This window comes from Bacteroides pyogenes (genome assembly GCF_014196225.1).
In the GTDB taxonomy this organism is placed as follows: domain Bacteria; phylum Bacteroidota; class Bacteroidia; order Bacteroidales; family Bacteroidaceae; genus Bacteroides; species Bacteroides pyogenes_A.
The window spans coordinates 145685-159558 of sequence record NZ_JACIDI010000002.1; the positions used below are offsets into that span (position 1 = coordinate 145685).

General features: G+C 49.5%; 8 protein-coding genes. 3 read left to right on the forward strand and 5 right to left on the reverse strand.

The window, feature by feature from the left end; all coding sequences use genetic code 11:
• Positions 1–444 precede the first annotated feature (444 nt).
• The 5 genes from GGR07_RS01760 to GGR07_RS01780 all read right to left on the reverse strand — a co-directional run bounded on the left by GGR07_RS01760 (position 445) and on the right by GGR07_RS01780 (position 9383).
• A complete protein-coding gene (locus tag GGR07_RS01760; protein WP_021646748.1) occupies positions 445–3372 on the reverse strand; it encodes a chondroitinase family polysaccharide lyase in 2928 nt (975 codons plus the stop codon).
• Positions 3373–3493: 121 nt separating this feature from the next.
• Entirely contained in the window at positions 3494–5047 is a 1554-nt protein-coding gene (locus tag GGR07_RS01765) for a sulfatase family protein (protein ID WP_034542233.1), read from the reverse strand.
• Between the two features lie 197 nt (positions 5048–5244).
• On the reverse strand, positions 5245–6453 hold the full coding sequence (locus tag GGR07_RS01770) for a glycoside hydrolase family 88 protein (RefSeq protein WP_034542232.1): 1209 nt from the start codon (positions 6451–6453) through the stop codon (positions 5245–5247).
• A gap of 205 nt (positions 6454–6658) precedes the next feature.
• Positions 6659–7531: a DUF3108 domain-containing protein gene (locus GGR07_RS01775; protein WP_034542231.1), complete on the reverse strand. Its 873-nt coding sequence runs from the start codon at positions 7529–7531 to the stop codon at positions 6659–6661.
• Positions 7479–9383, reverse strand: coding sequence for an Ig-like domain-containing protein (locus GGR07_RS01780; RefSeq protein ID WP_034542230.1), 1905 nt, complete (start codon positions 9381–9383; stop codon positions 7479–7481). Before GGR07_RS01780 ends, GGR07_RS01775 begins: the two co-directional genes overlap by 53 nt.
• 203 nt (positions 9384–9586) lie before the next feature.
• Between GGR07_RS01780 and GGR07_RS01785 the strand changes: the two genes are divergently transcribed.
• From GGR07_RS01785 to GGR07_RS01795, 3 genes are all read left to right on the forward strand, one after another.
• Complete coding sequence (locus GGR07_RS01785; protein WP_021646741.1) at positions 9587–9907, forward strand: hypothetical protein; 321 nt, start codon at positions 9587–9589, stop codon at positions 9905–9907.
• 140 nt (positions 9908–10047) lie between these two features.
• Positions 10048–12402 carry a TonB-dependent receptor gene (locus tag GGR07_RS01790; protein WP_021646740.1) on the forward strand — a complete coding sequence of 785 codons (2355 nt, stop codon included), beginning with the start codon at positions 10048–10050 and terminating at the stop codon, positions 12400–12402.
• A 47-nt stretch (positions 12403–12449) separates the two neighbouring features.
• Positions 12450–13472: a hypothetical protein gene (locus GGR07_RS01795; RefSeq protein WP_051322524.1), complete on the forward strand. Its 1023-nt coding sequence runs from the start codon at positions 12450–12452 to the stop codon at positions 13470–13472.
• Positions 13473–13874: the final 402 nt, after the last annotated feature.

A 13874-nucleotide genomic window follows, 5' to 3' on the forward strand; every position in this document is an offset into this window, starting at 1 on the left:
CCTCTTCCACTCTTTCAATCTGATCTGTCTATTCATACATAGAAGATTTAACGGTTATAAGGATTATATTAAACTATTTTAGGCGCAAAGCTAAAGATAATCAAGAGTACAAAAATCAGGAATAGTACTCAATATGTACAATATTGTACATATATAAGTACACTAAGGCTTTCCGATCAAGGATTTCACGAAAAAGAGTCTATTCTTTTTTTTACATCTCTTCAATAAAATCAAGTGTGTTGCAATTAATTCATCCAATTGCCGGCTTTGATTGAAGACTGTTAGAAAAGCAAACTGAAAACAAACACCATCATATCCATATATGCCCACCGTGGTGGCTATATATGCCTACCACGGTGGATATATATAGTCACCATACATGAGTATATATACTCACCGGACTGACTATATATGTATACCGGAGCAGATCAATATGCACATGAATTACACCGCTTTCTTCAGCACCATCTCCACCGGCTGCCCGTGGATGCAAGTCACCGTTACCACAGTCTGCCCGTCGCGTTCCGACAGGCTTACGTTTTCGAGGGATGACGCGAGTGTCCATCTTCCTTTCAGAACGATCTCTTTCCTTATCGGTCGGCTCGGCTCTTTGGTCGTATAGGTTTTCTCACGGATGTTCAGATTCGGGTCGCACACGCTCATGCGTACTCTGCCGTCGGCTTCGGCAACATACATCAACATCGTCTCGGCCGGAATGAATGTGACAAAGCTGCCTGCTGCGGGACGGTAATCGTCGAAGGCAGCGTATGCGGTAATGCCTGTCTGCTTATCGTAAACGGCATGAGCCGAGCGGTCGCGGCAGAGAAGCTGATAGGGAGATTCCTTCCGGGCTTTTTGCAGTTCCTCCGGTGACGGCTGGATAAGTACCATATATTCGTAAGAGCCGTCTTTCGGCGCTTTTCCGTGTTCGATCCATGCCGAAGCGAAAGTACCCACGGTCTTGGCGCGCGTCTTTTCATGGCGGGACTCTTGCACGGCAATCTGCGAGCGGACTGTTCCGTCGGCTACATGGTAGTAATTGCCGTAACCGTCGTACAACCAATAATCATCTTCACCCGCATGCGGGAGTTTCGCATCATCATCCGTCCGGGACAGGGATAACGGCGGCAAAGGAGCCGGTTTCTCCGTTGCCTTGCCATTGTATTTCGTTTGAAACAGGGTCGTTTCGGTGGGATGTTCCGCATTACTGTTCGTAATTCCCGTGCCCAGACACACCATGCGGTTGTCGAAGCAGAAGACGGATTTGCGCGCCACAAAGTCGGGCGTAAAGTTCTCCAGATTACGCTCCATCAGCTTCATGGCAAACATGCCGTTCATTCCCCCAAGCGAACTGCTCCCGGAGAAGTTCTCGGCGGAGTGTGCCATTGTCGTTCCCTTCAGCGGACTATCAAGAAGCTCGAAAGGCAGATGAATCGTCGTTGTTCCGGGCAGGCGATTCCAGTTCCAGCCTTCCTGTACGAATCCACTCCCGGCACGCGATACGGGATTACCCCTACCCATGATCTGTACCGAACCGTAACTTTGATAACGCCCGTAGCGATTGTCTCTGGCATAAATCTCCGCTCCCCACACATCGGTGGTATATCCTTTCAGCGTCACCATCCAACCGGCACGGCGGAAGATGCCTGCCGAACCGTAGTTGTAGACGAAGAACCCCTGCGGATCCCCGGCAGGCTTCACTCCTTTCTCTCTGAAAAGACGGGCGTTCGGAGTGTCACGCTTATGTAGCAGGCGCAGATAGTCGGCAGCCAGCCCGCGATCGAACGAATCACCCGCGCCGGACAAATCGCCCGACAAGGCAATCTGCGCGAAAGCCTCCACGTCGTCCGCCCCCATCTTTCCGCCGAAGGGATGACGTCCGCCGATACCCGTTCCCCACTCATGCAGGTTGCTATAATTGCGGATGGCTATAAAGGCGGATTTGAGATGCTGCCGTGCCTCTTCGGTCAGCTCGAACGAAGTGCCTCCCGTAAAAGCGACAAACTGTCCGATGCCGGCAAGCGCTCCCGTCGTATAAGCCGGATAGAACCCTCCGTGGTGAAAAGTCGTTCCGTCTACCTTGATACCCCCAAGCGTGCCGGGCGTATAACGCAGCGACGAGGAGAGCCAGCGCGATAATCCGCGCAACGCCTGCTCCTGCTTCCGCCGATCGGGGAACATCATGGCGGAAATCGTTTTAGCCATCAGCAATGTATGCCATGAATCGAGCAGTTCGTCACGGTCGGGCGGACAAGGCCGGCGGGTTTCCTGAAGCGCAGCCCAAAAACGCAATGTGGACAAGTACTCATCCCTGCGGGGATGGCGGTAAATCTCTTCGCGCATCAGCCATGCCGTGGTATAAATCTTACGTACCTGATAGCCGTAATGGTGGTTCGTCCCCATGCCGCTGCCGAATGAGAAGCCCTGATCGATAGCGTAATCGAACACCGTAAAATAGTTTGCTTTCGAAGCCTCCTTCCCGTTGCAATAAGCATCATACGCAAAGCCGGAGAGCATGGTTTCTATATTGTTCCACGACATCTCTCCCTTCTTCTTATCCTGCTCGTCGGGGGCAACTATCGGAGCGCCGATAAATCCCGTACCTGCCGCCGAAGGTGCGATTCCCGCGTTTTCGAAAGTCCGGTAAGCAGCATCGACACTCCCTTTGGGCGGTGTCTTTACATCCAGATACTCCGTCAAGCGGGCCTCTACCGTTTGCAGCTCTTTCTTCTGCGAAGCGTTCAGCCTCGAAAGCAACGGAATATCATACGTCTGTTGCTCCCACTTCCACACCAGACACCAATGCCACAAGTTGCGGTTTGCCAGCCCGTTATTAGCGGGAAGCTGCTGGTCGGGCGTGGTGCGTGCGTTCATCTTCTTCTCCGGAAAGGTGAGACGGTCGATAAAAACACGTCCTTTACGTTCGGGGGCAACAAGGCGGTAAGCCACAACCGGCTTATCTCTTTTCTCACCCCTCATATACTCGAACGAAATCCAGCAAGCCCGCCAGCCCGCATACTGAAGGCGGTACGAAAACTCGTAGGAAACCTCTCCCGCCGGATTCAGAAATTCAAACCGGATGGAGTCGCCCTGAGGCTTCTCATTGTATATCCAAAGCGTAATGCCGTACTGCTGTTCGCGCTTGGCGTTCAACGAGAGGGGAGCTGTCTTTACATCCAGCGTAGAGCCGGGCTGAAACTCCCACAGGAGACTTTGCTTGCCTTCTTTATAAAAAAGATAAGAGGTCTTTACTTCTCCTTTACCCCCGGTGGTGAATCCGGCAGGCACTCCCTCTTCGAAGCCGAAAAACTGCCCGAAGGAAGAAACGAATGCAGGAATAGACAACAACAGAGTCAGACAATACTTTTTCATGGGGATTATAATCTTTTTAGTGTGAATTGTAATGTACCAAAACCTCTCTTGCTAAACAGGCTTTTAGGCAGAGAGGCTTTGGATTTTGTTTCAGAAGATTCATCGGACACCTGCAACCGTCTTATTCATAAGGTATATACTCAGAGAGAATCTTCTCCTTGTACCAAGGATCGTCTATCTCTTTCAGTATCGTTCCCATCCGGCGGTAAAGGCTTTTCACCACATCGGGATGCTCTTCCAATGGGAGGTTACGCAGTTGGTACGGGTCGTTCAGATCATCGAACAGCAGGCTCTTAGTCAGTTTCTTCGTCTCACGGTCGATGTACAACGCCAGCGTATAGCGTGCCGTCTTGACACCCCTCGAAGCCGGGAAGTAACTCTGCACCAGCCCCTCCGAATCTTTCTCTCCGTCCATATTCTGAATATACAAAGCCGCGTCAGGACGAACCACATCCGCTTTCTCATCAAAGAAAAGAGGAGCGAAGTTGCGTCCCTGCACTTCGGAAGGAATCGCGTCGCCCAGTCCGCACAATCCCAACACGGTAGGCATGATGTCCGGCGAAGAGAGCAACAAATCGTCCACCCGAGGCTGTATCTTGGCCGGATAACGGACGATGAACGGAATATTCATCGACTCCGAATAAGGAGAATTCTTCGGGTCGTCCGTGCGCTGACTGCACATCGTCTCGCCGTGGTCGGAAGCAAAAATGACAATCGTATTCTTGTCTGCCCCTATCTCCTTCAACGCTTCCAGAATCTGTCCGAACGCACGGTCTACCCCGGTGACGGAAGCAAAATAGAAAGGAGCCGATTCTGCCTTTTTCATGCTCAGGTCTACATTCGGGCGAATGAGCAGGCTGTCCAACGGACGGTCTTTATATAGGTTATAGTCCTGTTCTTCGCAGTCGCTCAACGAACGGTAAGGACTGTGAGGCGGATTCATGCCTACCATGATGAAGAACGGCTTTTTCGTATCGCGCACATTGCCTTCATTCTTCAGGTAAGAAACCACCTTACGCGCTTCATGCAGGGGCGACCACTCCTTCGGGTCGTGGCGCACACCGTCGGTATCCCAGTAATGCGGGTTCTTATGCTCATCAAACGTGCCGTAAGAATACCAGTAATTGAAACCGTGGCGGCGTTCTTTCGGCGTATAGGCATCCCATACCGGACGCTTGTCTTCCACATATTGTCCGGGACGTGCCGGGTCGTTCGGGGTGGGGAAGTCGGCATGCAGCTTACCGAAGTAAGCACAGTCGTAACCCGCTTTCGAGAAAACGTCTCCGATACACTCCGCATCTTCGCGTAAAGAGCTGATAGGGCGGGTGGAATTACAGTTCAACGGTACACCGCTGCGGTTGGGATACATGCCGGTGAGCAACATTCCCCGGTGCGGACTGCTCAACGGGCAGTTGCTTTGCGCCGAAGTAAGTACCACCGACTCGCGGGCAAAAGCATTGAGGTTGGGAGTATGTACGGGATCGCCCTGAAAGTTCACCTTATCGCGAAACGCCTCCTGACTCCATATACCCAAAGCCTGATTGCGGTATTGGTCGGGGAATACATAAATGACATTGGGATGTTCGGTTGCCTGCACCGTCTGTTTCGGAGCTTTGCAACCCTGTGCGGCGACAATTGTCAGTCCGCTCATTAAAAAGTTTATCTGTTTATTCACGATAATGAATGATTAAAGAGTTATTAAAGCATGGCAAGCGCAGACTTCATTCCGCACGGCATGAGTCGACCTTGCCGGGCGTAGATTGTAAATACAACATCCCTTTGTTTTACCCCTGTTTCATGAAGCAGAAGGGGGAGAAACAAAGGGATGGAATCTAAAGAAATCTATTTATCAGGAAGTTCATTTCCAATATTCTATTTAGAGATAGTCTCCAATTCTTTCTTTCTGTCGAGCGCTTCCAGAAAATAATAGTCGGCATAGTTCAAGGGAACATCGATCTCCTGCCCGTGCGGGATGCTTCCTACCGAGTGCATCAGGATAAAGTTTCCGTTTGTTCCCACCTCCGCACGATAAGCGGGTGAGCCGAGACTCTCCATAATTTTGTCGGCAGTCGCTTTATAGCCGTTGCCGGGAAGGTATCCGTCGAGCTCGTACAATGCCGAAGCCGTACAAGCAGCAGCCGAAGCGTCGCGGGGTTCGTCAGGAATGTTCGGAGCGTCGTAATCCCAATAAGGAACCAGATCGGCAGGAAGATTCTTATGATTGAAAATGAAATCGTATATTTTTTGCGCCTGCTCCAGATATTTCTTATCCTTTGTGTAGCGATAGCAGGTAGTATACCCGTACAGGCCCCATGCCTGTCCGCGAGCCCATGAAGACTCATCGGCATATCCCTGTGCTGTTTGCCGTTTGCGCACTTCTCCTGTCTCCGGATCATAATCTACCACATGGTAGCAACTGTTGTCGGCACGAAAATGGTATGCCAAGGTAGTATCGGCATGCTTCACAGCAATGTTATAGAAAGCAGAATCTCCTGAAAAAGCGGTCGCTTCGAACAACAATTCGAGATTCATCATGTTGTCGATAATCACCGGACATTTCCATCCGCGCGTACCTTGCCATCCCCTGTCGGCGTCCCACGACTGGATAACGCCTGCTCCCGGACGGAAACGGGTGGAAAGAGATTTCGCAGCTTCCACAATCACATCCTTATATTCGTTCTTGCCGGCGAAGCGATATCCGTTCAGATAGCTGCACCCTATCATAAAACCTACGTCGTGATGCCATTTCAGATATTTCACCGAGTCCAGAGCTTCGGTATATTTTACTGCGAGCGGCAACCACTTCTCATCTCCCGTCAGCTTGTAAGTGAGCCACATACTTCCGGGAAAGAAACCGGAGCACCAGTCGTCGATGGGAATGTAAGAGATGCTTCCGTCTTTTTTGATGGTCCTCGGATTCAGAATCTTTCCGGAGGCCTCGATCAGATCGGTTTGAAGAGTGTGCTGAGCCACAGCATTGTCGATGTTGTCCTGAATGAAGTCAGCCTCCACCTTCTTTTGTCCACCGCAACTCGTCAAAATCAGAAATGAAATTCCTAATGAGCTAAGAATTGTTTTCATAATACACGGATTATTTTGTTAAGTGATTAATTTTCCGGCAGCAAAAATACAGCATAAAATCAGAAAGCACCTTCCTAAATAATCCAATTGAAGGACAACTTTGGTACATTTCAGAGGATTGCCGTCCCGCAAACTCTTCAAAACGTTTGCAAACATAGAACATTAGGATGGATCATGCCTCCCAACGCACAAACCGACTCAGCTCCTATTTAATAATCGATGTCAACGGATGACGATTGCCTTTTACGGAATTGAGAAAGGCTTTTGCAGAACCAAAATTAAGGAACAGATCCAATCTGACTGGAAGATGATTCTCGTCGTCTGTTACAAAGAAAGTAATCACTTCTTTCTGCTTCCCTTTCTTGTTATATTCGACCAACGAGAAAACAAGGCAGCGATACGTCACCCCGTTTTCCGCCTTTACATTCTCTTTTCCCCGGTAAATGAGCGTTTGCTCCTCCACTTTGCGTCCGGTGGCCATCGGAAACTTTATTTTATCTCCCGGTTTATAGTCTGTGGGATTATAGGAACGAGCTTGTGCAAGGATGCTCAACATATCGTAAATACAGCGGCTGTCACTTTCTTCCGACTCTTGCACTTCGCCGTCGCGGTGCGTACGCTTCTGTTTGACATGACAAAGCCCTCCCCGGTATGAGAACCACGCTTCATCTACCGTATACCGTTTCCCTTCTTCAGCTCCTTTGCGGAAGTAGAGCGGTTCGAGCTTTTCACCCATGACACAGGTGAGCGTGTCGCGCATCTTGAAAAAGAAATCCGCGCGTTTACTTCCCACCGCAATCAGATTCATCCGGTATGCAGACTTCGAGTTATAAGTAGTGGCATTGGTCGTCAGACTGGCAACTCCGGCCTTCACCCAAACAAACTTCCAGTTGAAGTACAAATCGTACATGACTTGTTCGCCGGGCTGAAACGCATTGTTCTTTGCCTCACACTGAGCGTTGGCAGGCAAGGGAAAGATTCCTGCCAACCATACCAACAAACCTATGGCTACTCGCCGCATACGGTCAGCGGCGGTTACGCTCCCGCCTTTCTCTATTCCTTTGTCTCTTGTCTTCATCTGCTTTCTGTTTTTTTAGTTCATCCGGTTTTTGCCTGTCTGCGGGAGTAGTGTGGATATCCCAGCTTTGCGTGGCCTCCCACAGCGCTTTGTATTCCAAAATATTCGGATAATAATAAACTTCTTCAGGTTGCACCCCCCCGGCAAAATCTCCGGTATCCCACTCACCGTTTCCATTCCGGTCGTTAATCAACCTGGCTCCGTACTTTCCGGGATTCAAGAAATAGAAGTCAGCCATTCCATCGATTACCCTCCGTCTGCGCACTACTTTATCTTGTGCGTCGAGTAACTCGACAAATGCCTGAGGATCTGCTCCGGTTATACTGAAATGGAGTGTGAAATAGTCGTCTTCGCTACGCACTTTAAAACTTTGCCTTACTTTATCGGTACACAAACCGTATATGCCGCGAAACGCAGCAGAATCCACCGAAAGTTCATACTCGGCAGTCGGTTCCCAGTCATAATATAAATTAAACTTTCTTATATTCGACGAATCTCTTTCGAAATCAAAAGACAAATCTTTCCACAGCGTATCGACTTTCTGGCGCAAATGGATGGACGAACGCTCGAAACGGGCTATCGGCTCTTCGAAATTGATGGAGATAGAGCCATACACATCCATAGACGAAGGAGCATTCACAACCATGGGCAAGTATCGGGGAGGCGGAGGTTCGTCCGCTTCGCCTCTCTTCTTCCTTTTCTTCTTCTTAGGCTCTTCTTCCGCCGCCAATTTCTGCTTCGAAACAAGGTTCAGCGTATCCGTACGGGGAAGCAGACGGTCGAGCGTATCGGTATACAGATAGGTGAGGCTGAGCGAAAGCGTATCTTGTTTGTAAAGCAGGGAATCCTTCACCCAGTAGTGAATGGTGTCGCTGCGTTGCGACTTTTCAATGACAAAAGCATCCTTCTCTTGGAAATTCAAGCCTTTCAACACAGGCAACGTATCCACCTGTCCTGCAAAATAAAGCGTAAACTTATGGGGAACGAGGCGTTCGGACTTCGAGAGGGAGCGCGAACGATTGAGTTCTTTAAATGCACGGAGCACGATGTCATCAGGCAAGTAATGCGTATAGGCCCTCTCTACAACGGTATCGTAAGTCAGCGAGTCTACCCATGCGGTATCCATCCGCGTACGCCCTTCCATGCGGGGAATAATCAGCGAGTCGCAAAAGGCGATCACCTCGCTCTTCTGGGTAAAAGCAAAGTTCTGGTCGGCGTCCATCAAAGCGTAGATACGGTATTCTCCGGGAGCGACACCTCTGATAGAGAATCGTCCGCGGCTATCCGTCCGTCCTACCCTGTCGAGAGGAAGCTTTGTGAAAGCCGAATCGGCCGGATTGGAGTGCAGACCTACCATTATTCCTTTGATCGGCTCCAGATTGGATGCGTCGAGTACGGTTCCCGACACTTCCATCGTGTCTATCCGTTCGCCAGTAGAAAAAGTATAGGCAAAGTTCCCAAGAGGATTCCCCTCATTATTATCGACGATGGCATCCGAGAAGTCTATCGAATAAGTAGTATTCGGCTTTAGCGTATCGAGCAGATTAACCTTTATCTCTTTGCCCGCCGCTTTAATTTCAGGCTGTTGTAACTGCGGCGGAGAAATAACGATCTTCTCCCCCGGCTTTTCCAGCTTGATAAACTCATCGAAGCGAAGAACGATCTTCTTCCTTGTACTCTTTATTGCTCCGGAAGGGGGCGTACTCCCTATAAAGCGCGGGGGAGTCTCATCAATCGGACCTCCGTCCGGCCGCCCTATGCTGGCACAGGAGTATAATGCAGCCGCCAATGCAATCGCAGGCAACGACTTGCGAAAAATCTGCTGAATCTTTTGAATATCATGATATAACATGTCGCAAAAATAAACGTTCTTTAGCAATAAACAGTACGTTTCCCGCTAATTTATCAAAAAAACAAAAGATATTGCACAATCCGGATGCCCGTAAAAAGAAAAAAATACGGCTATCAGAGCAAATACCCAACAGTAGGTATTGCATAAAACCGGACAAAACCTTACCTTTGCAGGCAATTTGCTATAAGCCATCGACTGCCGGAATGAAACATATCAGACTGAAACAAAAGCACAGGGCAGCCATCGCATGGATGTTATTTTTGATGCTGATGCCGCTATTTGCCGTGAAAGCCACACACTTTCACGACGATGAATCGTGTGCACATGCAGACCGGTCGCATCACCACTCATCCGGCAATTGCGAAATATGCCTTTTCGTGCTTTCCGACTTTACCGAAGCCGAAAGTTTCCATTTCCGGCATTTACAAACATTCGCACCTCTCATCCGCCCTGTCACGGAAGAAGAAGGAGCTTGTGCGACCATACTCTCCCCTACGCTGAGGGCTCCTCCGGTAGCCGTTTAGCCTTTTCATTTCACTCAGGGAGGTTGTACAAACCTTCGTCTGCTTTTTTCATGGAATACGTGAAAAGATATTGCCTTATGCTTTCGGGTCAGCGGGTATCTCTTTTCAACATATTTCCTTTTCAAACAAATCAATAGAAAATGATTATTCATACATATATAAGATATGTGTGTCTGTTCGTCGTTTTCCTCGCCATTGGTTCCTGCGTAGATATGCGGGGACAAACGGCGTGGAAACAAGCAGCGCCGGAACTCGCACGAAAAATCAAGCTACGTATTATCGATGGCGAAACCAACGCTCCTATCGACGGAGCATACATCTCAATAGACGGAGAGGCGTTTATCAGTTCGCCGGACGGGTACGCCACCCTACCGCAAGGGCTCAAGCCGGAAGGTAAGGTTGCCGTACAATGCTTAGGCTACAGGACACAAGTGGCAGATTTGAAAGCGTTGCCGCATAAAGGTTCGGTGTATACCATCCACCTGATTCCGGAGGTGAAGCGGCTCGCAGAGGTGGTTATCAGCAGCGAACGGCAAAGCGCTACGGTAAATGCCGTGAGCAACAAGCTCTCATCCGCCGCCATCGACCAATCGCTGGGAAAATCGCTGGCATCGCTGCTGGAACAAGTGAGCGGCGTGAGTTCCATACAGACCGGAACCACCGTGGCGAAGCCCGTGATTCAGGGAATGCACGGAAACCGCATACTGATCATCAACAACGGAGCGCGACAAACCGGCCAGCAATGGGGAGCAGATCATGCTCCGGAGGTGGATATGAACAACAGCGGATCTATCCGCGTGGTGAAAGGAGCAGATGCCGTGCGCTACGGTTCGGAAGCCTTGGGAGGAATCATCGTAATGGATCAGAAAACGTTGCCCTTCCGGCAAAAGGAGCTGAAAGGCAAAGTAACGTCGTTGTACGGAAGCAACGGGCACCGTTATGCGTTTGTGGGACAGATAGAAGGTTCATTACCCTTTCTCAGAGATATTGCCTGGCGGGTGCAGGGCACGTACTCCAACTCAGGCGACCGATCGACAGCCAATTATCTGCTGAACAATACCGGAACGCGGGAGTTCAATTTTTCCGCCGGCATCGGATACGGCCGGGAACGCTTGAGGATAGAGAGCTTTTACAGTCGGTACGACAACCGGATGGGGGTGATGCTGAGCGCACAGATGGGGAGTGAAGACCTGCTGGCCGAACGCATCCGGTTGGGCCGTCCCGTATTGGTAGATCCCTTTACGCGCAGCATTACTTATCCTCGCCAGCGAGTAGTACACGAAACGTTGATAGGGAAGGTAAAATATGATACAGGAAAATGGGGAGAGCTCTTCTGGCAAGGTTCGTGGCAGAAAGACAAGCGAACGGAGAACCGTATCCGACGGATGAACCGCTCGGATATTCCCGCCGTCGGACTCAATCTGAAATCGTTTCAGAACTTAATCCGATGGAACATAGGGTACGGTGCGTGGCAAACCGAAGCGGGCGGACAATTCATGTTTATCGACAACTACAGCCAGACCGGTACGGGAGTGGTTCCCATCATCCCCAATTACACCGAAACATCGTGGGGCGTGTATGCCATACAGAAATTTCACCGCAACCGCTGGGATGCCGAAGCGGGCATACGCTCGGACTTTCAGGAAACGAAAGCAACGGGATACGACTGGACGGGAGTTGCCTACGGAGGTTCGCGTAAGTTCAGAAACCTCTCTTACAGTCTCGGAAGCCGATATAAGATATCCAATCAGTGGTCGCTCACATCGAATTTGGGGTTGGCGTGGCGAGCCCCTCATGTGTACGAGCTTTACAGCAACGGCAACGAACTGGGTTCGGGCATGTTTGTAAAAGGAGACTCTGCCATGCGCTCGGAACAAAGCTACAAATGGATTACTTCAGTGAACTATCGCACTCAGAAGCTAAACGTTCGTATCGACGGATACCTGCAATGGATAGACAATTATATCTACGACGAACCCGCGCGAAAGAACATCACCGTCATTTCCGGATCATATCCCGTATTCCAATACAAACAAACACGGGCATTCTTCCGAGGGATAGATCTCGACCTCCGGTTCGTTCCTCTCGGTTCGCTGGAGTACCACCTCATCTCTTCGCTCATTTGGGCAAACGAGAAAAGTTCCGGCAACTATTTGCCGTATATCCCGCCCATGCGTATCGACCACCAACTGACGTGGACACCCGCAATGAGGTGGAGCTTCGCACCGCATCTGACCCTGAAGCACCGCTTCACAGCAAAGCAGACACGCTTCGACCCCAAGACAGACCTCATCGACCATACGCCGCCTGCCTACCATCTGCTCGGCTTCGAAGCGGGCGTGGAGTGGAGCGTAGGGAGGAAACATAAGATACGCTTCTTGCTGGCGGGCGACAATATGCTCAATAAAGAGTATAAAGAATACACCAACCGCTCGCGCTACTATGCCCATGACATAGGCCGCGACGTGCGTTGCTCCGTGCAATGGAGCTTTTAAAAACAAAAACCATTTATTATTTTATTCATTTTATAAAACAAGAAAAGATGAAAACAACAAATTTACTGAAAACAGCACTTATGTTCTTCATAGGGAGTTTCCTTATGTTGGGTTTTAACTCTTGCAGCAAAGACCCCGAAATTCCTAACGACGAAACAAAAAACAAACTTCATGAAGATCCTGTGAAAATGACCATCAAACTGGTGGAATGCCATCTGCATGCCGACTGGAATGAAATTCAAAAAGTGGGAGGTCCTCATCAGAACCCCGAATCTCCTGCCAAATACATGAAGAGAATACAGGAGATAACGTATGAGGTGAAACAGGGAGAAGGCTGGAAACTTGCCGAAGGAAGCCAAAGCAAATTTTATGTTCAGCAGTGCGGGAACTACCACAATCATGGAAAATTCACCCCCGCTCCTATCTATCTCATGTTTATTAATTACTACAACGTGAAAGGCGAACTGATGAACAACCAGTTTGTGGAGAACGGACAAGAGAAGATTCACCAACACTTCTTCACGCCGGTCAACATTAAAAGGACTTTCGACGGCATGGACGAGGCGGACGACCAAGACCCGAGCAAACTCATCGACTACCTCTATGTAGACACAACGCCTTGGGACAAAACAAAAAAATTAGACAAAGCGCAAATCACGGGAGGCGAAAACCCGATAGGGATGAAAGGAGCCATCCGCTTCCTCAAAGACCGCAAGGAGTTCGACTTGCAAATCCGCCTTTACCACGGACACGTTTCCAAGATCAACTCCAAAACGAATAAGTTCGACCCGTTCTACAAGCCCTCAGGCGGTCTGATACAACGCGGCACATGGGATATCAACGTCAAAGTGCCCGTTGTCGTTTTCTGGTCGCGTAACGATGAGGTTTCTGATATAGAAGAAGATACCAACTTGGATACCATAACCGAAGAAACGGTAGACGAAGATGGAAAGAAAGTGATCCGTTCCATCATGAAGACTTTCAACATCAGTTGGAAGGAAGCTGTTAAAGAATTCCACACCTACACTTATCAATCAGGAGATGGCGAAGCGGGCAGTATCTGGCTCTAAAGTTAGTTCCCCGGATTGAAGTTTCTTCGGGCGTCCTCCGAAGCGAACGGTGCGGTTGGCTATGGGTGACATCCGGGTTACCCATAGCCAACCTTTTTTACGCATAGCCGCAACGACTTCACTTCCATTTTTCCAATTCGGGGGAAATCACTATCAATCAACCATTTAAATCAACATCGGAATAAGCATTCATTTTCACCTCGGTGAGTATATATAGTCAGTCCGGTGACTATATATTGCCACCGCGGTAGCTATATATGGTCACCACCCATGAGTATATATAGTCATCAACCATGAGTATATATGGTTACCGACCATGAGTATAATTATATATCATGGCGGATGGCCTGATACAAAATCCGGAATAAACAGAGCCGAGAATCCGGCAGTATTTGCGGGAAT